Source organism: Gracilibacillus halotolerans (assembly GCF_014206945.1).
In the GTDB taxonomy this organism is placed as follows: domain Bacteria; phylum Bacillota; class Bacilli; order Bacillales; family Amphibacillaceae; genus Gracilibacillus; species Gracilibacillus halotolerans.
In genome coordinates this window covers 12,460-36,770 of sequence record NZ_JACHON010000007.1, presented here as the reverse complement: position 1 = coordinate 36,770, position 24,311 = coordinate 12,460, and the positions used below count along the sequence as shown (strand labels likewise).

General features: G+C 35.5%; 23 protein-coding genes and 1 pseudogene. 2 read left to right on the top strand and 22 right to left on the bottom strand.

The window, feature by feature from the left end; all coding sequences use genetic code 11:
* Positions 1 to 35: 35 nt before the first annotated feature.
* The 5 genes from GGQ92_RS09025 to GGQ92_RS09005 form a co-directional block, all read right to left on the bottom strand.
* Complete coding sequence (locus tag GGQ92_RS09025; RefSeq protein WP_184247434.1) at positions 36 to 671, bottom strand: response regulator; 636 nt, start codon at positions 669 to 671, stop codon at positions 36 to 38.
* Positions 668 to 1,705, bottom strand: a complete 1,038-nt coding sequence (locus tag GGQ92_RS09020; RefSeq protein ID WP_184247431.1) for a sensor histidine kinase — start codon at positions 1,703 to 1,705, stop codon at positions 668 to 670. The genes GGQ92_RS09025 and GGQ92_RS09020 overlap by 4 nt, the downstream gene beginning before the upstream one ends.
* Positions 1,702 to 2,418 carry a cell wall-active antibiotics response protein LiaF gene (liaF, locus tag GGQ92_RS09015; protein WP_184247427.1) on the bottom strand — a complete coding sequence of 239 codons (717 nt, stop codon included), beginning with the start codon at positions 2,416 to 2,418 and terminating at the stop codon, positions 1,702 to 1,704. The genes GGQ92_RS09020 and liaF overlap by 4 nt, the downstream gene beginning before the upstream one ends.
* Positions 2,419 to 2,513: 95 nt before the next feature.
* Positions 2,514 to 3,143 carry a PspA/IM30 family protein gene (locus GGQ92_RS09010; protein WP_184247424.1) on the bottom strand — a complete coding sequence of 210 codons (630 nt, stop codon included), beginning with the start codon at positions 3,141 to 3,143 and terminating at the stop codon, positions 2,514 to 2,516.
* A gap of 30 nt (positions 3,144 to 3,173) precedes the next feature.
* Positions 3,174 to 3,491: a lmo0954 family membrane protein gene (locus GGQ92_RS09005; RefSeq protein WP_184247421.1), complete on the bottom strand. Its 318-nt coding sequence runs from the start codon at positions 3,489 to 3,491 to the stop codon at positions 3,174 to 3,176.
* Positions 3,492 to 3,694: 203 nt separating this feature from the next.
* On the opposite strand from GGQ92_RS09005, the gene GGQ92_RS09000 reads away from it, so the two are divergent.
* Positions 3,695 to 5,377 (top strand): alpha,alpha-phosphotrehalase, encoded by a 1,683-nt coding sequence (locus GGQ92_RS09000; protein WP_184247418.1) that lies wholly within the window; start codon positions 3,695 to 3,697, stop codon positions 5,375 to 5,377.
* A gap of 56 nt (positions 5,378 to 5,433) precedes the next feature.
* Here the strand turns inward: GGQ92_RS09000 and GGQ92_RS08995 are convergent, their stop codons facing one another.
* From GGQ92_RS08995 to bglS, 6 genes and pseudogenes are all read right to left on the bottom strand, one after another.
* Positions 5,434 to 6,315 (bottom strand): carbohydrate ABC transporter permease, encoded by an 882-nt coding sequence (locus tag GGQ92_RS08995; protein WP_184247415.1) that lies wholly within the window; start codon positions 6,313 to 6,315, stop codon positions 5,434 to 5,436.
* Between the two features lie 95 nt (positions 6,316 to 6,410).
* Positions 6,411 to 7,364: an ABC transporter permease gene (locus tag GGQ92_RS08990; RefSeq protein WP_184247413.1), complete on the bottom strand. Its 954-nt coding sequence runs from the start codon at positions 7,362 to 7,364 to the stop codon at positions 6,411 to 6,413.
* A 41-nt stretch (positions 7,365 to 7,405) separates the two neighbouring features.
* On the bottom strand, positions 7,406 to 8,494 hold the full coding sequence (locus GGQ92_RS08985; protein ID WP_184247410.1) for a response regulator transcription factor: 1,089 nt from the start codon (positions 8,492 to 8,494) through the stop codon (positions 7,406 to 7,408).
* Between the two features lie 7 nt (positions 8,495 to 8,501).
* Positions 8,502 to 10,181, bottom strand: a complete 1,680-nt coding sequence (locus GGQ92_RS08980; RefSeq protein ID WP_184247406.1) for a sensor histidine kinase — start codon at positions 10,179 to 10,181, stop codon at positions 8,502 to 8,504.
* Positions 10,182 to 10,288: 107 nt separating this feature from the next.
* Positions 10,289 to 11,971 (bottom strand): extracellular solute-binding protein, encoded by a 1,683-nt coding sequence (locus GGQ92_RS08975; protein ID WP_184247403.1) that lies wholly within the window; start codon positions 11,969 to 11,971, stop codon positions 10,289 to 10,291.
* Positions 11,972 to 12,608: 637 nt separating this feature from the next.
* Positions 12,609 to 13,352: pseudogene (gene bglS, locus GGQ92_RS16695) on the bottom strand (beta-glucanase); the annotation flags it as partial.
* Between the two features lie 456 nt (positions 13,353 to 13,808).
* On the opposite strand from bglS, the gene GGQ92_RS08965 reads away from it, so the two are divergent.
* On the top strand, positions 13,809 to 14,939 hold the full coding sequence (locus tag GGQ92_RS08965) for a Fic family protein (RefSeq protein ID WP_184247398.1): 1,131 nt from the start codon (positions 13,809 to 13,811) through the stop codon (positions 14,937 to 14,939).
* Between the two features lie 227 nt (positions 14,940 to 15,166).
* Here the strand turns inward: GGQ92_RS08965 and GGQ92_RS08960 are convergent, their stop codons facing one another.
* The 11 genes from GGQ92_RS08960 to GGQ92_RS08910 all read right to left on the bottom strand — a co-directional run bounded on the left by GGQ92_RS08960 (position 15,167) and on the right by GGQ92_RS08910 (position 24,274).
* Entirely contained in the window at positions 15,167 to 15,655 is a 489-nt protein-coding gene (locus GGQ92_RS08960) for a hypothetical protein (protein WP_184247395.1), read from the bottom strand.
* Between the two features lie 97 nt (positions 15,656 to 15,752).
* Positions 15,753 to 16,364, bottom strand: a complete 612-nt coding sequence (locus GGQ92_RS08955) for a hypothetical protein (protein ID WP_184247392.1) — start codon at positions 16,362 to 16,364, stop codon at positions 15,753 to 15,755.
* Positions 16,364 to 16,543 carry a hypothetical protein gene (locus GGQ92_RS08950; RefSeq protein ID WP_184247389.1) on the bottom strand — a complete coding sequence of 60 codons (180 nt, stop codon included), beginning with the start codon at positions 16,541 to 16,543 and terminating at the stop codon, positions 16,364 to 16,366. The genes GGQ92_RS08955 and GGQ92_RS08950 overlap by 1 nt, the downstream gene beginning before the upstream one ends.
* Positions 16,509 to 17,906, bottom strand: coding sequence for an LXG domain-containing protein (locus GGQ92_RS08945; RefSeq protein WP_184247386.1), 1,398 nt, complete (start codon positions 17,904 to 17,906; stop codon positions 16,509 to 16,511). Before GGQ92_RS08945 ends, GGQ92_RS08950 begins: the two co-directional genes overlap by 35 nt.
* Positions 17,903 to 18,259, bottom strand: coding sequence for a DUF3958 family protein (locus tag GGQ92_RS08940; protein WP_184247383.1), 357 nt, complete (start codon positions 18,257 to 18,259; stop codon positions 17,903 to 17,905). Before GGQ92_RS08940 ends, GGQ92_RS08945 begins: the two co-directional genes overlap by 4 nt.
* A gap of 4 nt (positions 18,260 to 18,263) precedes the next feature.
* Positions 18,264 to 18,593, bottom strand: a complete 330-nt coding sequence (locus tag GGQ92_RS08935) for a TIGR04197 family type VII secretion effector (protein ID WP_246384317.1) — start codon at positions 18,591 to 18,593, stop codon at positions 18,264 to 18,266.
* Positions 18,594 to 18,793: 200 nt separating this feature from the next.
* Complete coding sequence (locus GGQ92_RS08930) at positions 18,794 to 20,950, bottom strand: DNA topoisomerase III (protein WP_184247381.1); 2,157 nt, start codon at positions 20,948 to 20,950, stop codon at positions 18,794 to 18,796.
* Between the two features lie 104 nt (positions 20,951 to 21,054).
* On the bottom strand, positions 21,055 to 21,654 hold the full coding sequence (locus GGQ92_RS08925) for a peroxiredoxin family protein (RefSeq protein ID WP_184247378.1): 600 nt from the start codon (positions 21,652 to 21,654) through the stop codon (positions 21,055 to 21,057).
* 70 nt (positions 21,655 to 21,724) lie between these two features.
* Complete coding sequence (locus tag GGQ92_RS08920) at positions 21,725 to 22,093, bottom strand: nuclear transport factor 2 family protein (protein WP_184247376.1); 369 nt, start codon at positions 22,091 to 22,093, stop codon at positions 21,725 to 21,727.
* Positions 22,094 to 22,563: 470 nt separating this feature from the next.
* Positions 22,564 to 23,340, bottom strand: coding sequence for a helix-turn-helix domain-containing protein (locus GGQ92_RS08915; protein ID WP_184247373.1), 777 nt, complete (start codon positions 23,338 to 23,340; stop codon positions 22,564 to 22,566).
* A 61-nt stretch (positions 23,341 to 23,401) separates the two neighbouring features.
* Positions 23,402 to 24,274, bottom strand: a complete 873-nt coding sequence (locus GGQ92_RS08910; RefSeq protein ID WP_246384305.1) for an AraC family transcriptional regulator — start codon at positions 24,272 to 24,274, stop codon at positions 23,402 to 23,404.
* Positions 24,275 to 24,311 lie beyond the last annotated feature (37 nt).

Below are 24,311 nucleotides of genomic sequence, written 5' to 3'. Positions count from 1 at the left end.
AAAACCGAGACGTATCTTCCGTCTCGATCCCTCTATTATTTTTCAACTAAGTTGTGTTGATAAGCATAAACCGCTGCTTGCGTTCTATCTTGTACCTCAAGTTTACTTAAAATATTACTTACATGGACTTTTACGGTTTTTAAAGCAATATACAGTTCATCCGCTATCTCTTGATTCGTTTTTCCTTCAGCGATAAGAAGTAAAATCTCTGTTTCTCTATTCGTTAATGTCTCATGCAATAGAATCTCTTTGTTTGCACGCAGATTTTTCATCATCTTCGTTGTTACTTCTTTCTCTAAAACGGATTCTCCTGCATACGTTTTTCGAATAGCATCCGCAATATTTTCTGCCTTGGATGTCTTTAACAAATAACTAGTCGCACCTGCTTCTAAAGCAGGATACACTTTTTCATCGTCTACAAAGCTCGTAACAATCAATATCTTTGCCTCTGGCCATGCTTGGATAATCCGCTTAGTTGCCTCTATCCCATCCATTCCGTCCATCACAAGGTCCATTAAAATTACGTCAGGTCTCAATTCTAAAGCCATATCTAAACCATCTTGACCATTATCCGCTTCGCCAATAATCTCAATATCTTCTTGTGTAGATAAATAGGCACTAATACCAATCCGCACCATTTCGTGATCATCTACGAAAAGGACTCGTATCATATTGATTCGCCCCCTTGCTCAATAATTGGTACTCTTACTTCAATTTTTGTTCCTTTATTCGGTAAGCTAACTAAATGAAGATTCCCGCCTACTTCTTTTGCTCGTTCCTTCATATGCGTGATACCGTAGGAGGCTTGCTGTTTTTCCTCTAAGTTAAATCCTATCCCATTATCTTCAACTTTAAGAATAATTAATTCCTCTCGATCTAACAAGACAACATCGATTTTTTCTGCCTTCGCGTGCCGTAGTGCATTAGATAAAGCTTCTTGTAAAATCCGAAATAAATGATCCTCTACACCTTTATTTACTGTTATTTCTTCCAAACGTGTCGTTATGTTCATCGGAACTTTTTCCTGGAGTTCGGTCAATAACTGTTCAATCCCTGCTTTTAATGTTTTATCCTTTAAAGCAACTGGACGTAAATGTAACAATAAAGCTCGCATCTCCAGCTGTGCCTGGTGAATAATTGATTCTATTTGACCTAGCTGTTTCGTCATCACGGAATTCGGCTCTTTGTTTGTAGCATTTACAGCCGAAACTAACATAGACGCAGCAAATAGTTCTTGGCTTACTGAGTCATGGAGTTCTCTAGCTAAACGATTTCGCTCATCAGAAATAACTTGATTTAGCTTCTCCTCTTGATCTGTTGCTCGCTCTTCGATTAATTTCTGCGTGCGGATTGTTTGTTCCTGGATAAAGTTTTGTACATCAACAAGTCGACCCCTAACATTTTCTAGTTCTTCGTATGTAACATTTGGTGAAAACGTTTGGTTCTTAACAAGTTGTTGAAGACTTTCCTCAAAGAAACGTATCCTTCTAGACCAGTAAGAGGATACGAATGTTCCTACAACAATCCCAAAGAGAACTACTACTAATAGAACAATTAAAATAAACGGAAAACCAAACAAAGAAACATTCCATAAGTCTATCCAGCTTTCTAATGGAAATGCGAGTAGGAAGAAACTAAATAAAACGAGAAATAGAAATGTCGCCCATAAAATACCTAAAAACACAGTCTTAATATAGTGCTTCATCCTCTCACCACCTCCAGCTTACCAGCCAGCATCTGGGAGTATATCTTTATCCTTTGTGGTGATTCGTTTGTTTCATAGTTAAACCTCCGATTAAATACACCTTTTTCAATTTTTTCGAAAATTTGTACATCCCCATATAAAACGGAGTGATCTATTACTATATCTACATCGTAAGGTACGATAATTCGTATCGTACCTACCAAATGACGACAAACAATTACGGCATCCTCACTTGGCAACATTGTATTATTTAAATCAATAACAAGTTCACCAACGATAGCTTGGACGTTCATATCTTCCCAGCTATATGGTTGCTCCCCTTTTTCAACTCTTCCGAACCATTCTTTTTGTACTGATTTGACCCCCTCCGAGAAGCTATCCACCGGTTCTTCCGTTGATGTTGGGATATATTTATGGACTAATTGTTTATTCCCTTGATACCATTTCCAACCAAAGTAAATCGCTATAGAAACGAGGAAAAATCGGATCGCAAACGTATTTATTACTGCTATAAATAAAAAGAAGACTCCACCCCAGAAAAATACTTTTCCCGTAGATGTCTCAAAAGAACGCCATCCAATAAACATTCCTGCCCCAGCTAGCGCTAATAAAAATAAGCTACCTGGTTCAAGGAAAATAAATTCTATTACAAATAGAACGAGACCAATCATCAGGGCCATTTTAAGTATTTCTTGCTCTGTGTACTTTGACATACTAGTGGAGCCCCCTTTCTATATTTATATATAAATTAATATTTGAAGTAGCAAAGAAGTGCAGATAGCACTGCACCTCTTAGCATAGCATGTTTTTAAGCGTTTTTAGAAGCCTTTTTCTCTAAATCATAAAATCTTGCATCTAATGTTTGAGAGCGATAATCTCTCTCTATTTTATTTTCTAGTCTTTCAATATAGCTTTCTAATTCTGCAAACTTAGAAAAACTTTTAGAAACTAGCTCTGTTTCCAGCACTTTGTTCATCCCCTGCTTCGTACGGGCGATATTTGCTCGACTTTCAAATTCTAATCGCTTAATATGCAGATCCTTTAGACGTTGTTTCATTTGGATGTATTTCGTTTCTAACATTTCTAAATCTTTAATCGATTGTTCTCGCATGGCGATTAATTGTTCTACTCTAGCCTCGTATTCATCCAATTCAATTTTTGCTTCGTTTGCTAATTCTGCTTCCTGCATTTCTTCCGCAAGTTGATATTGTTTTTTACGTTTTTCAAGCATCACCTTTGCTTGATCAAGTTCTCGGTTGATTTCAAACTTGATATCATACTGTTTCTCTACAAGACGTTTAATTTTCTTCACCTCTTGCTCACACTCTCTAATGTACTGATTTACGTGTGCAATGGGGTTCTTTTGTTCCTTCTGATCAACCAATTCGTGCAAGTCTGCTGCTATGGAATCCTTAATACGTGTAAATATGTTCGTCATTTTTCATTCCTCCATTTATTTTTTATATAATTAGATTTTGTCCCAATTGATACTGCTGTCTTTATATGGTGACTCCTCTTCCTCTTTCCAATTTTTATAAATATAGTACAGAGCAACTATTGCTCCCACTGCAATTAAAGCAGGGATGTTTGATAGTGACATGGAAAAACCGATTAGAATTACAATAACCCACCAGAATTTCATACCAGTTGTTTCTGCCATAATAAATTTGCGGATGCCATAATAGGCAAGAGCAATACTAATGGCAAAAAATATTAGTGACCCTACATTGGAAAGCAAGACAATACCGGCAATAATAGCACCAATGATAAGTAGTGTTTTTTTCATTAATACGTTCCCTCCTTCCATGTCTTAATTCTATCGCCTATCCTTATCATGGGTAACTGACCCTGGTTGTATTTTCAAATAAGACTTAAGACTTATCTTAGCTAGGTCGTGATGAAAATGAGCGAAGGAATACTACTTTGCTTTTTCTTTTAATAACTAATGATATAATTCCTATTAAAAGATTAGTTATTGGGGGCATCACTGTGAAACAAGCATGGTGGAAAGAAAGTGTCGTATATCAAATTTATCCGAGAAGCTTTAACGACAGTAACGGAGATGGAATCGGTGATATTCTAGGTATCATTGAAAAGCTAGATTATTTAAAAGACCTTGGAATCAATGTGATCTGGTTATCACCTGTCTATGAATCCCCAAACGATGATAATGGTTATGACATAGCTGATTATCAATCTATTATGGATGAATTCGGGACAATGGAAGATTGGGAACATCTATTAAAAGAAATACATAACCGCGGAATGAAATTAATTATGGATCTAGTTGTGAACCATTCATCAGACGAACATCATTGGTTCCAGGAATCCAAAAAATCAAAGGACAACCCTTACCGTGACTATTACATTTGGAGACCAGGTAAAGATGGAAAGGAGCCGAACAATTGGGAATCGACGTTCAGTGGGTCTGCTTGGGAGTATGATGAAACTACCGATGAATATTACTTACATCTCTTTAGTAGAAAGCAACCTGATTTGAACTGGGAAAATCCGCAGCTTCGTCAAGATATCTATAACATGATGAAATGGTGGCTAGATAAAGGTATCGATGGCTTCCGTATGGATGTGATAAATTTCATTTCAAAAGTGCCAGAATTACCTGATGCACCAAATCCTGACGGAAGAAAATATAGTAATGGTGGCCAATATTATATGGATGGTCCACGTATTCACGAATTTTTACAAGAAATGAACAAGGAAGTATTATCTAAATATGACGTGATGACAGTAGGTGAAATGCCAGGAGTTAATATGGAGGAAGCGAAGAAGTATACAGACTTTACTCGAAATGAACTTCAAATGGTCTTTCAGTTTGAGCATATGGATTTGGATGCAGGTCCTGGAGGTAAATGGGACCTTAAACCGTTAAAATTAACGGATTTAAAGGATAGTATTTCAAAATGGCAGACTGGATTACATGGTGTTGGCTGGAATAGCTTATACCTAAACAATCATGACCAACCGCGAATGGTATCTCGATTAGGTAACGATAAAGAATATCGTGTTATTTCAGCAAAAATGCTTGGAACCTTCTTGCATATGCTTCAAGGAACCCCTTATATCTATCAAGGTGAAGAAATCGGAATGACGAATGTACAATTCGATTCTATTGATGACTATAAAGATATCGAGATTCATAATATGTATAAAGAAAAAGTGATAGAGGGTAACGAAAATCATGACAAGATAATGAAAGCTATCCATGTGAAAGGTAGAGATAATGCGAGAACTCCTATACAATGGGATGCTTCGAAAAACGCCGGCTTTACTGATGGAGAACCATGGATTAAAGTGAATCCAAACTATTCGTCTATTAATGCAAAACAAGCGGTCGAAGATCCAGATTCTATCTATCATTACTATCGTCAATTAATTCAATTGCGTAAAACACATCCAATAATCGTGTACGGTGATTACAAATTAATTCTACCGAACCATGAAGAAATTTATGCCTATCTTCGCGAATATAAAGGTGAAAAATTGTTAGTTGTAACGAACTTTAGTAAGAAGGAGATCACGTTTGAACTTCCATCAAGTGTAGAATTAGATAATGCCAAACTATTAATCGCAAACTATGATGTATCAGAAAACGAACCATACCGAAAATTTGTACTTCAACCATATGAAGCCAGAGTATATAAAGCAGAATAGAATAATTTAAGAGAGCGTCTATATTATATTGGCGCTCTCTTTTCTATAGCTATTGCTTATTCTTTTACAGATCCTAATACAATCCCCTTAACAAAATATTTTTGGAGAAACGGATAGACTAACAAGATTGGCAAAGCGCCAATAAATATTTGTGCTGATTTTGATGTTCTTTCTGATAAATTTTTCATCTCAGATGCATCCACATTCATTTGAGATAAATCCTGTTGCACAATTACCGTTTGTAGAAACGTAGATAGAGGATATTTATTTGCGTCACTTAAGTAAATAAGACCGTCAAACCAAGAATTCCATTGACCAACCATAGTGAACAATCCGATTGTTGCAATAGCTGGAAGAGAAATTGGTAAGTAAATACTAAACAATATCCGAAAATGGCCGGCACCGTCAATAAAAGCCGCCTCTTCTAGAGTTTTCGGAACTCCTGTACGGAAGAAATTTAATAATAATATCATATTAAAGACATTAATAGCTGAAGGTAGAACTAATGCCCAAATCGTGTTAATGAGATTTAAATTTTGAATCAATATATACGTTGGGATAAGTCCCCCATTAAACAGCATGATGAAGATAAAGAAATAAACATATACTTTTCTTCCTTTAAATTCATGATCTTCTTTCGATAAGGAATAAGCTGCTAAAATCATACAACTTAAGCTTATAAATGTACCTAACGCTGTTCTAAAAATACCATTCCATAAGGAACGAAGAAACCGTTCATTCCCTAATGTCTTTTCCCATGCATCCAATGTAAACTCTATTGGAAAGAATGTTACCAAATTAGCATTCGCTGGTGCAGAACCACTAAACGAAACAGCTAAAATATGAATAAGTGGTAGAATGCAGATAATTCCCAAAAAACCTAGAAAGATATAATTACATATCGTAAATACGGTATAGGATGTACTCTTATAATGCATCTGTAACACTCCTCGTATGAGGTAGACATTATCTTTCGTCTACTTCTTATTTCAATATCTTTGTTTTTCTACTGATAGAATCACTTTCCTTCAAATTAGAAAATACGGTACCCTGCATACTTATGAGCAAGTTTATAACCGGTTATAATCAAAATCATCCCTATGAAGGATTTAAATAATCCTACAGCAGTCGCAAAACTAAATTGCCCACCTAGTAAACCTTCTCGATATACAAATGTGTCTATAATATCCCCTTTGTCATAAACTAAAGGGTTGTACAAGTTAAAGATTTGATCGAAGCCGGCATTTAAGACATTTCCTAATGCTAGAGTAGCTACGACAATCGTGATTGGTAACAGAGATGGTAACGTAATATGAATCACTTGCTGAAATCTATTTGCACCATCAATGGTTGCTGCTTCGTATAAATCAGGATTAATACCTGCTAAGGCAGCTAAAAATACAATTGCGCTATATCCAAACTCTTTCCAGACATCTGTTCCGACTGCAGTGAACCTAAACCAATCACCATCGCCAAGAAAAAATATCGGATCGATTCCAAACACAGAAGTGAGAAAGTTATTTACGATTCCGCCATCAACGGATAACATATCTAACATAATCCCACCTAAAATAACCCATGAAAGAAAATATGGTAGATACACTAATGTTTGAATTGTCCTTTTAAATAGAAGTTTCCGGACTTCATTTAACAAAATAGCAAATACAATCGGGACAATTAAATTTAATATAATCTTCATCGCCGAGATAATGAGTGTATTCCAGATTACTTGCTTTGCATCCTCAAACTCTATCATTCTTTTAAATTGCTCAAGACCTACCCATGGAGATTCTGAAAATCCAAGATACGGTTTGAAGTCCATAAAGGCCATAATAATACCTGGTAAAGGTGCATAACTGAATACGAAAGCTAAAATAACTGCAGGTAGTAAAAAAAAGTGTAACGGCCAATTCCGTCTCATATTCCACTTGCTTTTAACTTTTCGTTTATGTTTGACTCTTATAGTGGTACTTGACTGTGCATCCATTGCTCTCTCCTTCCTTTCACACACATATTCAAATTTCTTACTTAGATGTATAAACGATATTCTTGTGGAGTCACGCCATGATACTCCTTAAATTTCTTAATAAAGTATGAAGGGTCCTTGTAGCCAATGCCGCTCGCGATCTTATATACTTTTTCATTCGATTTTCTAAGGCGGATTGCAGCTTCCTCCATTTTTCTATTAAATACGAAATCGCTGAACGACTTTCCTGTTTCCGCTTTGTATATTTTCGATAAATATGCCGGATGTAAATAGACATGATCTGCTACTTCTTGAAGAGAGATATCTCTGTAAATGTTTTTATTTATATATTGATTCACTTGTTCCACAATGGGTTGATGGCTGTTGAGTGGATCTTTTTTAAAGTTTGTTTTAATTTTTTCAAAAATGTTTAGCGCTACCTTTTCTAACTGATGGATTGATCCATTATAAGCTGCTTCGTGCATCTGTTGAATTTGATTTCCAATTATATCTGTTAAAAAATATCCATTTTTATGAGAATAATGCGTAAAGGTATTACAAATCATAAAATAGGCCTGTAAAAGGAATTCGTGTGATTGATATCTTTCAACCTCTAGTAATTGAAAAATCTCTTTTAATTTATCTTCTGCTTCCTGCCAATTACCATAGTTTAGCAAGTCAATAAGCTGTGGCTTATCATAAAGAATGTCGAAAGGTATTACTTCCATATTTGCTTCTATCAAAGGCATTTCATCCATAATCTCTACAAAAAAACGCCGGTTATTTCGAATGGATTGACTAGCATCAGAAACTGCATCCATTATTTCGTTATCAGAAACTGGCTTTAATAAATACTTACAAACGGAAAGTTGAATTGCCTGTTTTGCATATTCGAATTCTGCGTAACCGGATAATATAATGAATTTCCTCAATGTTTCATCGTTTACTAGTTCAATTAATTCCAAGCCCGACATATCAGGCATTCGAATATCCGTTATTACGATGTCTATTCGATTTTCCTTTATTACACTAATTGCTTGAATGCCAGAAGTTGCTTTGTAAACTTTATTAATGTCTAAACTCTCCCAATCCAGTAATGCCAAGCCATCTACAATCACTGGTTCATCATCAACAATTAATAAATTGAACAATTTATACTCACCTCCAGCGCATTGTTACCTTTAAGCCACCCATTTTAGATTTTGAAAATTCCAGCCCCGAATCTTTACTAAAGTGAAATATCAATCGTTGATGCACATTCCATGTACCTTGCCCATCCTCTGAATTCACTGTAGTATTTATTTTTTCCTGCAACTCTTTCCTCTCTTTTTCATCTAGACCTCTTCCATTGTCCTCAATTATTAGGTAGTTAAAGCCAAATTTCCTTTCGCCTGTAACTTTAATTTCACCTTCCCTATCTGTCTGTATCCCATGTTCTAAAGCGTTTTCGATTAAAGGCTGAACGATTAACCTTGGAACGTATAAATCTAGCATCTCTTCTGGTACATCAATGATATAAGACAATCTTTGCAATCGAATCACATGTATATCTAAATAATTAGACACAAAATCCAATTCTTCTCGAAGCGGCACATGTTTCGTATCAATCTGAGTCATATATCTATAGTAGTCCCCTAAGTGTAGGGACATAGCTTCAATTCCCTTATATTGTTGAAGCTTCGCCATATTTTTAATGATGAATAAACAATTGTATAGAAAGTGCGGATTAATTTGTAGTTGCAATTGCTTCAAATGAATTTCCTGATATCTAATTTTTTCCTTGTACACCTCTTCAATTAATGTTTCTAATTGATGAGACATTTCATTAAAGCTGGAAACCATGAATTGAAACTCATGTATTTGGTTTGGCTTAATTCTAGTAGAATACTTTCCTTCTTTAATGTGCTGAATAGCGCGTACCATGTTCCGTATTGGATGTTGAATGTTTCTATATATTAAAAATGCTGTAATGATACTTAATAACGACATAACTGCCACAAACGTATAAAATCTATTTCTTGTCTGAGTTAACGGAGCAAATACATTTTCTGCCAATGTATAGTCCACGATTATCCAACCTAGTTTATCTAATGTCATAAAAGATAGAAGGTATTCTTGGTTGTTATATTGAACTCTTACATTTCCTTGACTTGTTTCTTGTATGTCAGGGATCTGAAGAATCATCTCGTGCATCTTAGCTTTATCTTCGGAAGCGGAAACAATCATTTTTTCATCCTTCTGGTACATAAATGGATCACTATATTCATTTAGCTTTAATTGATCTAAATACTTCTCGATATTATGAACCGGGATTTTCACTTCCATTACTAGGTCACTATTTGTAGCATGTAAAGGTTCTAATAAGTGCTTAATAAAATAGTCAGTTTGATGATTTTTTTCCGTTTCTAATTTCCAGTCGTTTGAAAGACGATCCATCTCTATCGTTGCATCACTATCCGCATTTAATGCAATAGAGTGCTTCGGTGCATATACAGCGAAGCTAGCTTTCCATGAACTTATCCCTTGTAATAAAGCTAATTGATCAATGATTTGTCGCTTCACATGAAATTGATAATATTCACTGTGTAAGTCAATGTTTTTTAAATCTTCCATGCTTGGGTGTTCACTTAGAGACAGTAATAAAATAGATAAACTATCAAAGTTACTATCTATCTGATTCTTAACAATGGAAAGACGATTTAAATTCCGTTCTTTTACTTCGTCTTCCATAATTCTTAAACTTTGATAATAGGAGTATGTATAAATAGCTGTAATAGGTATAATGAATAACAATAAAATCATAACTACCTTTACAAAGAGTGTTTTTCGCCATCTCATCGTGAATCACCACTTCATGAAGTTCTGGAAAACAATAAAAGTTTTGAAGCCCCTTCTGTTTCCCCTATTGAGCTTGGGTCCCCTCATTTAGGAGACCCGCAAATACATTATTTTACTGAGTCATACCACTCATTAATTTCTTTTGTTAATTCATCTCCGCCCGAACTTTTCCATCTTTCCACAAGATTATCAAATTCATCTAATGGCAATTCACCGTAGATTATCTTATTGAAGCCTTCATCTAAAATTTTATCGAGTGACTGACCACGTGATTGCTGTGTTTCTGTCGGCGCACCAGTAAACATATTTGGCATAGCAAGATCCTTTTGCTCGATGACAATCTTTGCTGCCTCATAGATTTCTGGGTTCACATCAGCATTCAGTTTTACCTTTCTTTCAAACGGTGTTTCTGCTTCTCCACCATTTGCGAGCTTATTCAATGTCTCTAATTGTAAAGACGGGATTCTTGCAACATCAAAGGTTAGCGAATACTTTTCAGCTGCTATCGTACCACCTGGCACATCTCTAGAAGCCTCTCCATCTTGTAAGACATAATCATATCCTTCTGCAAATCCGTGCTCGAATTCTCCGCCTTCTTCCGGATTCGCATAATGGTCAAATAAATAATTTTGGTAAACAAAGAATGCTTTAATTACTTCAGGGTCAGCATCCTTATTAATTAGAATAGCACCGTTATTGATGGCCGTTCCTCGACGCCCAGCTTCTCCATTTGGACCTGTTGGTATTGGATATGCTCTGTACTCAGCCCCATCGATGTTCGTCTTCGTATCCGGTAGAGGCCAGTCTACTAGCCAGTGAGGCCCAGCGATAATTCCGGCACGTCCTGATGTGAACAATTCTGAAGCTTTTGTTTCATCCCATAACCCTGATTCCTTATTGATATAACCTTTTTCCATCCAGCTTTTTAGAGTAGCTAATCCATCTTTCATCGCTGGATTGACAGAACCATTTTCTAACGTGCCTTCTTCTGTTTCATTCCATTGGTTTGGTATCGTCCCATAGGCACCAAAAATCCAATCTGCACCACTCATCCATGTATTCAACGCATTTTTAAAGCCAATCGTAAGTCCATACGTATCGTCTTTTCCATTTCCATCTGGATCTTGTGTAACAAAAGCATCCATAATTTTTTCCACATCATCTATCGTTTCTGGCGCATCAAGATTTAGATTTTTCATCCAGTCTTCGCGAATAAACAGAACCGTATCTCCGTTATAAGCATAATCCAAAATTGGAATCGCCATTTTTTCTCCGTCGCGCATGTATGGGTACCAAACACTAGGATCTTCCTCCATCGCTGCCTTCCATGTATCGGAAGCATAGGCGTCAAACAATTCGCCGACAGGCATGAACTTTTTAGAATCAATCAGATCCTGATCAACAGCATCTCTTAGAGCAATGATATCTGGCATCTCTTCATTAGATGATAATGCTAGTCTAATTTTCGTTGTAAAAGCATCGTTCGGTCCACTTGTTGTCCATAGATAATCCAAGTTAATATTGAATTTGTCTTTAGCCCACTTTGTATGGACATTATTTTCTATGGTTTCCCCTTCCTTAAATGTCACATCGCCACCAACATGCCTTACAGTAGTTATCGTTACCTCCTCATCAAAGGTTTCAGGTAGTTCTTCACTTACTAATTCTTCAACTAATTCTTCTTCCTCTGATGTTGATTTTTTACTACTATCTTGGCTGCACGCGATAAGTGCGAAACATACTAAAACAAACACGCTAAGGACTTTAACTTTTACTAATATAGTTCTCATGACCTTCCCCCACTCGTTAGTAATCGCTTACATTTTCTATTTTATTAGACTGCGATACTTTATAACATCGTAAGATTTTAATATCTATGGTAGTTTTATAGCCAATAAAATTGATGTTAGCTGTTTAACTGTTTCTGTATTTTGCGGATCGTTTAAATAAATAACCACCGATTAACAGAATTGTGATTCCGACTAATAAATACGTATAAATGGGGGTGGCTGTATCAGGTAATCTGTTTCCTATTGAATCATTATTCATTTTATCACTTTTTTCAACCTCTGTACTATCCTCACTTACACGATTGATATTTGAATCAATATCTGTAGACCCATTCATATTATTGTTGGTTCCTGCGGCTTCCTCTGTAGATTCATTCTCGCCAGATTGATCTTCCGTCGATTGCAACTCATCTGTTTCGTTATTATCTGTTTCATCTGTATTATTATCATCCGATCCAACTGTGGATTCATCATCGCCAGATTCATTTGTATCATTATTATTTGTGTCATCTGTTGAACCATTTTCATCCGCTTCATTCTCATCATTATCGTTAGAACCATCTGTTGATTCTTCATTGCTAGTGTCCTCTTCATTATCAGCTGGTTCATCATTCGCATTGTCTAATTCTGAAAGTGGAGTATACCTAATCCAATTATATTGTGCATAAAGAGGAATATTTTCCTCATTAAATGGACCTGTCCAACTGTCTACACCGATAGATGGCCAGAGGTTCATCATGATTTGTTGAGGTGTTTGAGGTATATTGTCTGTGGCTGTGTATATTAATTCCCCATTTACATACCAGCTTATAGAGTCTGGCCTCCATTCAAAAGCATACGTGTTAAACTCTGAGGAAGCATCGAAGCCAAGATCGTGCGTATATTCATTATTTCCTACACCATCTGTAAAATAATTAAATTGAATTTTTGATGTGTCCTTTCCTAGAAATTCAATATCAATCTCATCCCACGGATCATCATTGGATGGACCCGTATAAGTAAAGAACGACGAGACTGTACCCGAGCCAACAGCCGGTTTCATGTTCACTTCGAATAACCCATATTGATAGAAAGCATTGGAACGATATTCACCTGCTTTATATGGAGGGTTTGCTCCTTCCTCGTCCATCTCAATAGCTAACGACATAATGCTATTTTCGAAAGTTACTTGTGTATCATACCAAGTAGCATTAAACATTTGGCCATTACTCCAATTATGGGCTTTATGCCAATTAGACTCATCAAAAGATTCTAAGTCATCAAAAAAAGAGCCTCCAAGGTTATCTGAATTTGCTTTTAAAATATCGTATCCAGATACAATAGAAAAACTTATTACGAGAAGAGCCATAACCTTTAATATAGCTAAATTCCTTCTCTTCATCTTTACTTTCTCCTTTCATATTAACAATTCGTTTTAGTTGTACTAACATTAAGCATCATTTTCTAACTAAATTGTATTTCTCAACTTATGACATCCATACTGGTGAAGATAGTATTCTCAACCCATCTAATCTCCTCCTTTTAATATGACCTATCTATCATAATAATCGAAAGGTAGTTCACGACAAATAGCAACATTTTAACTTTTATGGTAAATTCATAATCCTTTAGAGACTATACTGCTCTATTTAACATTCATAATCATCTAGTGGAAAAGAAGTAAATTTGTTTCTGTGTTGACTAAATCTCCATGTGTTGATGGATAATAAACAAATAATTAGTCAAATTTTTATTAATTCAAGTATTTTAGTGTTATTAAGTAAAAAAAGTGACTATTTTGATTTAATTTGTATATAATTATATAATTAAATAAATAATTTACGTTGGGGGTGTTAATATGGTTAGAAAAGGTATGTCTAAACTTCCTGTTAGTGTGAAAAAAGAGGAAGCACTAGAGATTTTCGAGATTTTGGCGGAAGTTAATAATAAAATAGGGCGTTTAGAAGAAAAATTCAATCACTTTATTGTTAACCATGCTCTCATCCAAATATTATTATTAAGTGAGTCTGTTGAATCGACTAAGATTGAAGGAACTCAAGTGACTTTTACAGACATGGTGGAAGAACAAAATAATAAGAATCCAAGATGGGAAATAACTGAAGTCAACAATTATCGTGAAGCATTACAAACAGGCACTGAACTCATAAAAAATGGTTATCCTGTAACATCCAGGCTAATAAAAGATTTACACGGGATATTAATGCAGGGTGGAAGAGGTTCCACACAATCTTCTGGTGAATATCGAAAAATACAAAACTTTATTGGCCCAACAAATAAAATAGAAGATGCTACCTATATCCCGATTTCTGCAGAAAAAATTGAGGAATATATGCAGAACCTAGAGTATTTTATCAATAAACATCCATACAATGAAAGTCTTCCTATCGATCACTTATCGACTGAGGACTACATCTTTGATGAGAATACCAATCCGATTATAAAAACAGCCATTATTCATGCACAATTTGAATCTATTCATCCATTTCTAGACGGGAATGGCCGACTAGGACGTATATTAATAGTACTTTCTCTTATGCAATCTAAAATAATTTCACAGCCTATATTTTTTGTAAGTGAAGAATTGGAGGAGGAACGCCCTTTATACTATGATATGCTAAACGGGGTAAGAGGAGAGAACCCTCAATGGGGAGACTGGATATTGTTCTTTTTAAAAGCTTGTGACCGTATGGCTAATCGAATTAATTCGAAACTAGAGAAAGCGGATAAACTAGCGAAAGAGGGATTAACCAAGTGTAAGCTTGAATCCGAAAAGATGGTGTGGCTTTATACATTTTCAAACCCATTTACAACAGCAAAAGAGGCTTCAGAACAACTTGATATATCAATAAATACAGCGAGAAACGCACTAAACACGTTAGCAGATAAAAAGCTATTATTTGCCGATAAAGAAGCGAAAAGAAATAAAAAGTATCGTAATTACGATTTAATGCGTATATTGAGAGAATAATACTATATAGTACCCGTGAGTCCAAGCCATCTCAGGTTTAGTAATGAAAAAAAGCGTCAATCCACGCTAATGGATTGGCGCTATTTCATTTCTCTCAACATCTCTTCTCCTCTATTGTTCATACGTTTTGTTAGGGGTCCTATTATAAGTAAAATATTCAGATTCATGATTGGTTAATTCACCTTTCTCCTTGAAAATTAACTCTTCATACACTAAATAGTTTTTGTTTAATAACTTCTCGTTGTTTGGATTTCTCCGTCTAATGATGACCAGAAACCCCCTTTAATGCCTAACTCATCTAATACATCAGGAAAAGCAATCCCACCTACAACTTTGTCATCTATAACGAAAACGTAGGTATAGACCATTTCTTCAGTTTTTACATCCCCACAACACGTCCATTCGTTCAATGGATGATTTTCAACGGCAAATTTTTCAACTTTCACTGTTTTTCCCATATATGAATCAGGGTTATTTAGATGTCCATCCCAATAAACATCATATGGTTCGTTTTGAATCTTCTCTATTGTTAGCTGATATGCTTCTGTTTGTCCTTCATATGAAAGCAATTTAAACCCTTGCTCTTTGAGATAATCTTCAACAATAGCTAATGATTGAGATGAGTTCTTTTGCTGTATTACAATATACAAGCTACTTATAACCAAAACTATTGTTATTATCATTATCCAGTACTTAGTATTAGCAATTCTCTTCATTCAAAACACCAACTTCATACAACTAAATTATTGTTATTCTCTATGAGCCCTTATCATCCGGGTTTTTGGGGGGGCTGACATATACATTTCCTTGTTTTTAAGATCCACCTAATGAAGCATTTACTAATTGACGCAACTCTTTTGAAAATTCCTCGAAATTCTCAGGTGTAATCTCTTTTTTAGATGTTCCCGCTCCTTTATGCTTTTCAACAGTACCATCTTCAAACTGTAGCCATAGTCTCCAACTATAGCCATCCTCGTAAGTCTCAGGGTCCTCAAAAGTATAATCTCTTTCCCAATTTTGAACATCATATTTCTCTAGTAATTCTTTTACTTTCTGTGCATGATCAAATTGTACTGTATCCTCATAAGAACTGAATCGATGAATACTTATCGTTGGATTGATATAAATTTCATTATTTTCTAAGTCGATTGCTATCGGTTCATAGGCAGTATCCAAAGACGACTCCGTAAAAATAACTTTTGCTACCTCACTAATTGGCTTTTTTGTATCTGATTCAGGTGCTTTGCCAATGTTTTCAAATTGTAATGCATCCTCCTGGCTCATCGTTTCTCCCTCACCTTCTTGTTCTATATCATCATTTTCTTCCTTATTATTATTTGGTTCATTTTCATTTCCTTGTTCACAGCTTAACAGCAAAAAACAACTACTAAATATGAGTAAGTATATTAAAAATGACTTTTTCATTATCTTTCACCTTCCATCGACTCGAACATTGCATCCATATGTTCTGTAGAAGTCGGTAAGTAGTCTTTGTGACTTTGTAATTGATCGTTTCTATGGTCACCCTCTTCAAGCATGATGGTGCCATAGTAACTGGCAAAGCCCTCTTTATTTGGCTCTCTCTCTTTCTCCTGTTTCTTCATTTATCCAGTACGATTCTTCATGATGTGCCCATTTCCCTTTAATCTGGTTGACAGTAACTCCTCCATAAACATCTGAAGCGTTATTATGATGATCAGGACGTAACTCGTCACTTAGCTGTGTTTTCACTTCCATAAAAAGATCTTTTTCATCATCTGATAATACTTGGTTAGTAGGTCCATTATAGATGAAATATTCGGATACATTATTGATTAATTCATCTTTCTCTGCCGAAGTTAGTTCATCATAATCTTCCTGTTTTAATTCCGTTCTTAGTTGTTCCTGAATTTTATTTTCTACATCCACATACATGTGTTCCGATAATGTTTTACCTTCATATTCAAATGATTCAGATATAAACCCATCATAACCATGTTCTGTTCCATGATAATAGTCAATTGCATGACCTAATTCATGAAAGAAGGTAAAGTATTTTCCTCTATCATTTGTTCTGTCGTCCTCGACGTCAAATTTAATTGTATTTTTATCAGATGAAAACACACCTGATTCATCAATTGCGGCAATTTCTACTTGATTTAAATATTGTAATGACAATCTACGATAAGGCTCATCTGCTGAATATATTAAATATTTTATTTCTATCGTATCATGAGTTTCTAGTGGGCCTAAAAATTCATTTGTGTCGTCCACATATTTAGGATTCGATTCATCATACTTTATAATAGTAATTACTTTTTCTATATTTTCTGGGTATTCTTCTAAATAATCACCATATTCCTCTTTTGCTTTTCTTGTATAGTGAGTCTTATCAATATGAGCGATCCAATCGAGGTTCATGCCTTCCGTACTAAATGTGCCGGTTTTGCTATTAAATCCTCTTCCATTTTGGACTGCTTGGAGCCCGTCTATTACTCCTTTTGCTAATTGTAGAGCTGTCTCATAATTATTAGCTGATTTCGTGTTATATGTATATAAACGTTGAAGTTTATCTTGTAGATTCTTTTTCATAAGTTGATAAACTATAATGGTAGAATGGAAGAGCGGCGTAACACTATTAAGTTCTTCATATTTCATTATCATTCGGTCGATTTCTCTAATTTGTTCTAATATTTCTTCTTCCTTTACATCTGTAGTCGCTACTTCACTTTTAAAATCATTAATATACCGATCATTTTGTCGAATTAATTCTTCACATAGATAAATAATCCCTTGAGCGAGGGGAAGATAGGTTTGGGACATGTATAATTTTGCAGTTCGATAGGTTTTTCCTTGAAGTAATATGGCTCCGTTAAAAGCTTTGATAGAAGCTTTCACTTGCTCCATAGACTGAATAATTTCAATACACAAGGAATTCATGTTGTTTTTTTGCGAAGAAGCTGCCCCGAGGTACATATTTATGCTCATTGTTTTTCCTCCTGGTATAAGCGTCTCATTACATATAAATCATGTTCCTTTTGATCCAATTTCTTTATATCTTTTGATAAAATTTCTCTTTCCTTCTCCAATTTGTTCCTAGCATTTTTTATATTACTTTTCACATCCAATTGACTATTTATCATGAAACTTTTCAGTTCATTATCTTGTTTCCAAGTTTCATAAAGTTGGTGAAATAAACGTTCACCTTGGTTAATTGTTTGCACAAAATGTTGCTCTACTTTGTCTATTCTAGCTAACTGTTGTTTATTAGCTAGTTGTTTTTCCTGCAATACGGCTATTTTCTGTTCCACCTCAACGATATCATTTCTTTTTTGAGGCATGTTCTCACCCTTTTTTGGCATTTTGGTATGTCTTCCAATCTCTTACTCCATCCATAATCGGAGAGCCATTTATCTGATTACTTATATCTTCATCGGTTCGCTCGAATTCTTCAGCGACAGATTGTATATTTTGTAAGGTTGTGAGAAAGGATTGATTAAACATTTCCGCTAATTGCTTAGCTTCTTCATTCACTTCTTGTGCTTTATGATTTACTTGAAGAGTTGTTTGATTATCTTTATTAATGATAGTTTGTGTAGCGTCATTAATCGTATTAGAGGCGTTTTTCATTGTAGTGGCGATTTTTTCTGCAGAATCAAAATTAAATAAAATCAAATAATTACCTCCTTTTACTAATGCGTTTGCTATAATTCCCCATAGGTGGTTTAAAGTATAGCGAACAGGGGCTTTACTGTCAATTAAATATATGACAATAAGTCATTATTCCATTGTGAAATTTTATAAGAAGAGTGTCATTCTTATTTCATAAGAAAAGAAAAAAGGATGACCTCCATTCCATGAAGATCATCCCTAGATTATTTTTTCCATTTCATTAAAGCTTCTTGTAATGCGTTATTAGTAAAATCATCATCTTGTTTCTTTAAATATTTATTCACATCGCGCTTGGAAGCACTGTTTTTTTGCTGCTTTGCTCTTCTTTTCTCAAAAGCAGATAATTTTTCTCGGTAACCACAACCACAGGAAAATGTCTTTCCGTCCCCTTCACCACGCATTTCCATCCGTTTATGGCAGTTGGGACATCTAGCATTTGTCTTTTTAGCAATGTTCTTCTTCCCTTTACAAGAGCGATCCTGACAAACTAGCATACGGCCATTTCTTGTTTTTACTTCGAGCATCAGCTTACCGCATTCAGGACATTTTGTTCCTGTCATATTGTCATGCTTGAATTTAACATCTTTGTTCTTAATTTCCCGAACAATCTCTTTCGTATATCCTTTTATTTCTTGGATAAAGACATCCTTCTTCAGTTTACCTTTTGCTATTTGAGCTAGCTTTTCTTCCCATTCCGCCGTTAACATAGGGGAACGTAAATCGCTTGGCACTAAATCTAATAGTTGCTTTCCTTTAGAGGTAATGTGCAAGTACTTACCTCTCTTTTCTATATAATGAGTAGAAAATAACTTTTCAATAATATCCGCTCTCGTAGCAACAGTACCTAGCCCACCTGTCGCTTTCAAGGTTTCGGTAGCTTGTTTTTCTGATTTATCTAAGAATGCACTTGGATTTTCCATTGCGTGTAGAAGCGTACCCTCTGTTAAATGTTCAGGTGGTTTTGTTTCCCCTTCTTCTAGAGAAACTTTTACATTTTCAAGTTGCTGACCTGTTTTTAAGTCGGGCATTTTAGAGTCGTTTTCAGCATCGTCTTCGTAAATTTCTTTAAATCCTAATTGTACCGTGTTTCTCCCTTTAACTGTAAAACGTTCACCTTTCATCTCTGCAATAATTTGGACTTCTTCATAAACAGATGGTGGCATAAGAACAGCTAAGAATCGTCGGACTACTAAATCATAAATTTTACGTTCTTGATCCGTTAACTTCGATAGATTTACCGATACTTCTGTCGGGATAATCGCATGGTGGTCAGACACCTTTTTATCATCTACAAATAGTTTACTTGCTTTTATTGGTTGACGCGTTATTTTATTTGCTACTGCTCTATACGAACCCGCTCCACAAGCTGTTACTCGTTCTTTTAATGTAGGGACGATATCTTGTGATAAATATTTAGAGTCCGTTCTCGGGTACGTTAATACTTTATGCTGCTCATAAAGTTTCTGCATGGCATTTAACGTTTGTTTACCAGAGAAACCAAAAATTCTATTTGCATCCCGTTGAAGGTCTGTTAAATCATATAATGTTTTAGGAAAGCTTTTCTTTTCTTTCCGTTCCACATTATGAACAACTAATGCTTCTTTTTCTAGCTTTTGAAGTAGGGAAGTTGCTTGGTCTCTGTTAAATATACGAGATTCGCCTTTTTCATTTCGCCACGTAAACGTTACACCCTGTTTCGTCGAAGCTTTGACTTGATAAAAGGTTTGAGGCTTAAAATTCTTAATTTCCTCTTCACGGTGAGCAATCATCGCAAGCGTAGGCGTTTGGACACGTCCACTCGATAATTGCGCATTAAACTTTGTTGTTAATGCACGTGTTGCATTTAATCCGACATACCAATCCGCTTCTGAACGTGCGACAGCTGAATAATACAAGTTTTCATATTGCTTACCAGGCTTCAATTTTTGGAAACCTTGTCTAATCGCTTGGTCTGTTACAGACGAAATCCATAAACGCTTGATTGGTTTACGAACAGGTACTTTTGCTAGAATCCATCTTGCAACTAGTTCTCCTTCTCTTCCCGCATCCGTAGCTATCACAATTTCTTTAATGTCTTGTCGTTGTAGTTGTTTCTTTACGGTTTGAAATTGCTTATTCGTTTGTCGTATCACTGTTAACTTTAGAGGTTCTGGAATCATCGGTAAATCCTCTATACGCCACGCTTGATACTTTTTATCATAAAACTCTGGATCTGCTAAGGTCACTAAATGCCCTAGCGCCCATGTTACAATGTATTTCGGACCTTCCATATAGCCATTTCCTTGCTTCGTGCAACCTAACACACGTGCAATATCACGACCTACAGATGGTTTTTCTGCAATTACGATAGTTTTTGTCATGTAGGATAATCCTCTCTCGTTAAAACGTTCCTTCTTGTATTTTAACGTATTAACATGGTATTTGCACATATCCCAAAATGAAACTTCAAAAAAGAGAGAAACTACTATGAGTCCCTCTCGATATGTTGCAGTTCTGTTTTTAATGTTTCTAAGTCTACTTGTCCAGCTATATGATGACGGATAATACCTTTATCATCAATAAAGTAAGTGGTTGGGATTGGGACAATGCGATAAAGTTTTGATACTTGATTAGCATTATCTAAAAGAATAGGAAACGTTATATCATGCTCTTCTTTAAAATCGATAATTTGCTGCATACCCATTTCTCGAGAGGTTAGATTTACTCCTACAACGGTGACATCATTTTCCTGATAAAATTGCTCTAAATCAGGCATTTCCTCGATGCAAGGCGGACACCATGTAGCCCAAAAGTTGAGAATAACAGGTTTTCCTCGGTAATCAGACAGCTTAACCATATCCCCTTCAGGAGTCTGAAGCTCAAAATCTGGCGCTAGCTTGCCGACATCGATTCCAACTTCTATTTGTTTTTCTTGTTTTTCTTGCTGATGATTATCCGGAGATATACTCTTTATTTCAATATTCACAGGTTCCTGATATTCCACTTCGTCTTCGTCATTGATGGTATCATAAATCACCCAACCTATTAATACGATAAGAATACTACTAGCAACAATTCGCTTCATAGAATAACCCCTTCATCACGTTAACTTTATATAAATTTATGTGATGGTAATCGGGTTCATGACTCTATTGTTATTCTTTTAACTCTATTAAAAAAGCTTTAAGTGATTGAATTTGGTCACTCGTTTCATTTTTAAATGTATAAATATCACAAAAAGCAAAACGTTTCTTGCCCCCACTGCCATCTGGCATTAGCATCGTCCCTTGCACAATAGCTTGGTTTCCTTGTGTTATCATTGTTTCAGTTTGATGCTCCTCAGCTTTGACACCCCGCATCGGTTCAAACAACTTCGTCACTTCTTGCTTACTGTTTAAAGTCGTCTCTCCAACTAATTCCCAATGCACATCCTCGGCGACATTATTGATAATAAAATCTGCATCTCCAGTTAAAAACGCTTGATTGAATCGTTGTATTCTTTCTTCCGCTTTACTTGTTTCCAACTTAACTCCTCCATTCAAATAATTTATTTATTAATGGAATCATAGCACGCGGAACATTAGCATATTTCTTAAAAATTGCTATACTTTGCAATTTAATAGCTAGAAGATAAAATGTATTGATTATACATCCAGCCTTATTCAAATCTTTCTATTCGATAAATCCCTATTATTACCATCAATTGTTCGATATAATACTATCATTATGATTATTCTCGATGTTAGAAGGAGACTATTATATGAATAAAAAATTGGTAAGAAACAGTTCCATTACCGCTATTTTTTGCATGATTATAGTAATCACTACGAGAATTTTGTTTGATTTGGGATCAGATAAAAAATTACTATCCATCTATAATATTGATATAATTATCCTCTTCATAATTTTAATTGTTCATTTCATCATCATTCGTTCCATAAAAAAAGAGGATTAACCTTTATAGGTTCCTCCTTAAAGCTCATTTTCAGACGTTTCATTTATGTATTTGTGTTAAAAATTTCTTCATAAGAAGCGGTAATGAAATCAGTATGGGAGGATCCTCGATGTGTGGTTCGCGAAGTGTTAGTTTTTGCTCAGGAACTGGGAAGTTTTCATCTATTAAGATAGGAAGGTTCGCTTTTGCACGTAGCGTCTGATTCGGTAACAGTATTTCCGACACATTCATCTCCCAATTAACTGCAGTAACCATTAAATAATAGACACCTGGGGCGATATTTGAAAAACTGAACCGGCCTGGCGATGAAAGTAAGGTTCCGTACGAAGGAAGTCCTTCTGGTATCGGTTTAGTAAACAATCCAACGAATATGACGCCACTAAAAGGCTCATCTACTTCAATAAAACCATTAACCTGGTTATTCTCGCTTTTCATAGGTCTTCCATTTATCCATCGAGGTGAATCTTTTAATGTTTGCAAGTAAGTACCTGTCTGTGTAAAAGATTTTCTAAATTGAAAGGGAGTGACTCCGACTCGTTCTGTAAAACGTGTCGTAAACGTGCCTAGGCTTTGTTGACCAATTTCCATACCTACATCACGAATGGGCAAACTCGTTTGAAGTAAAAGATGTTTTGCTCTCTGAAGTCTTAATGCTGAGACATATTGGTGTGGTGACAACCCCATTTCCGATTTGAATAACCTCGAAAAGTGATATGGACTGTATGAAGCGACAGCTGCAAGTTGAGACAGGTTTAGTGATTCGTGTAGGTTTTGATGGATGTAAGCTAGAACTTTCTCTAATTCCATTGATTCCATCTTTCTCCTCCCTTCAATGAAAAAAGGTGATCTACCTTTAATGACCACAATCGAGATCACCTTAATTAAAAAACAATCGATTCACTGGCATATGACCTTTTGAATGACGGTATTTTCCCGGAGACGTGTTGAAATACTGTTTAAACACCTTACTAAAGTAATTCCCTGATTGAAAGCCAGTCTCATACGCTATTTCTTCAATCGGTAAATTCGTCGTTTGCAATAACTCAACCGCTTTTTCTAAACGAACTTTCGTTACGTATTGAATTGGTGTTTTGTTCATTGTTTTGCTAAATAAACGGATAAAGTGGTATTTAGAAACCTCGGACACGCTAACGATATCGTCAAGCGATAGATCGTCACTATAGTTTGCTTCTATATAAGATACTGCTTTTGCAATGGCAATTGGTAATTCATTTAGTGACGAACTACCATATTCTAAATACTGCATCAATTCCATCATAAAGGTATACGCATAACCTGATGCTTCATAACTGTGATGTATGCCTGCAGATCGAACCTTATCTATTACTCTTTCGATATGTTTAATCGGGTTTGCATGTCTATCTAGTTCAATAATGTTTCCTTTTTTCTCTACAATACTTCGATAAAAATGTTCCATTTCCTGCCCAAATGTTGTGATATATATAAATTCCCATTCTGATGATTCCTTTGGTAGGTAATAGCAATGGTCACTTGGTACTTTTACAATAAACGCTTTTCCTTTATCCAGTCGATGCTCCTCGTTACCAATCCGGATGGCACCCTGACCAGATAACGTATACTGAAAGACAATAATATCTTTTTCTTCTCTTACTAAGCCATCCCATTGGTAAGATTGATGGATTTGTGTTTCTTTACCAATTGCATAAAGACCTGCTACTCTTTTCTGATGTTCGCCCGTAAATCGAAATCCATATGTATGAGGCTGCATATTTCTCATCCTTCCTCACTTATTTATCCTCCGTTTT

Excerpts from the sequence above, each read along its gene's own strand:
- GGQ92_RS08955 (WP_184247392.1), bottom strand. The coding sequence starts at position 16,364 with ATGAAAAAGTCATTTTTAATATACTTACTCATATTTAGTAGTTGTTTT.
- GGQ92_RS08950 (WP_184247389.1), bottom strand. The coding sequence starts at position 16,543 with ATGAAGAAACAGGAGAAAGAGAGAGAGCCAAATAAAGAGGGCTTTGCC.
- GGQ92_RS08960 (WP_184247395.1), bottom strand. The coding sequence starts at position 15,655 with ATGAAGAGAATTGCTAATACTAAGTACTGGATAATGATAATAACAATA.
- GGQ92_RS09020 (WP_184247431.1), bottom strand. The coding sequence starts at position 1,705 with ATGAAGCACTATATTAAGACTGTGTTTTTAGGTATTTTATGGGCGACA.
- liaF (WP_184247427.1), bottom strand. The coding sequence starts at position 2,418 with ATGTCAAAGTACACAGAGCAAGAAATACTTAAAATGGCCCTGATGATT.
- GGQ92_RS09025 (WP_184247434.1), bottom strand. The coding sequence starts at position 671 with ATGATACGAGTCCTTTTCGTAGATGATCACGAAATGGTGCGGATTGGT.
- GGQ92_RS08930 (WP_184247381.1), bottom strand. The coding sequence starts at position 20,950 with ATGACAAAAACTATCGTAATTGCAGAAAAACCATCTGTAGGTCGTGAT.
- GGQ92_RS08980 (WP_184247406.1), bottom strand. The coding sequence starts at position 10,181 with ATGAGATGGCGAAAAACACTCTTTGTAAAGGTAGTTATGATTTTATTG.
- GGQ92_RS09010 (WP_184247424.1), bottom strand. The coding sequence starts at position 3,143 with ATGACGAACATATTTACACGTATTAAGGATTCCATAGCAGCAGACTTG.
- GGQ92_RS08940 (WP_184247383.1), bottom strand. The coding sequence starts at position 18,259 with ATGCCTCAAAAAAGAAATGATATCGTTGAGGTGGAACAGAAAATAGCC.
- GGQ92_RS08990 (WP_184247413.1), bottom strand. The coding sequence starts at position 7,364 with ATGGATGCACAGTCAAGTACCACTATAAGAGTCAAACATAAACGAAAA.
- GGQ92_RS09005 (WP_184247421.1), bottom strand. The coding sequence starts at position 3,491 with ATGAAAAAAACACTACTTATCATTGGTGCTATTATTGCCGGTATTGTC.
- GGQ92_RS08910 (WP_246384305.1), bottom strand. The coding sequence starts at position 24,274 with ATGCAGCCTCATACATATGGATTTCGATTTACGGGCGAACATCAGAAA.
- GGQ92_RS08975 (WP_184247403.1), bottom strand. The coding sequence starts at position 11,971 with ATGAGAACTATATTAGTAAAAGTTAAAGTCCTTAGCGTGTTTGTTTTA.
- GGQ92_RS08925 (WP_184247378.1), bottom strand. The coding sequence starts at position 21,654 with ATGAAGCGAATTGTTGCTAGTAGTATTCTTATCGTATTAATAGGTTGG.
- GGQ92_RS08995 (WP_184247415.1), bottom strand. The coding sequence starts at position 6,315 with ATGCATTATAAGAGTACATCCTATACCGTATTTACGATATGTAATTAT.
- GGQ92_RS08965 (WP_184247398.1), top strand. The coding sequence starts at position 13,809 with ATGGTTAGAAAAGGTATGTCTAAACTTCCTGTTAGTGTGAAAAAAGAG.
- GGQ92_RS08915 (WP_184247373.1), bottom strand. The coding sequence starts at position 23,340 with ATGGAATCAATGGAATTAGAGAAAGTTCTAGCTTACATCCATCAAAAC.
- GGQ92_RS08945 (WP_184247386.1), bottom strand. The coding sequence starts at position 17,906 with ATGAGCATAAATATGTACCTCGGGGCAGCTTCTTCGCAAAAAAACAAC.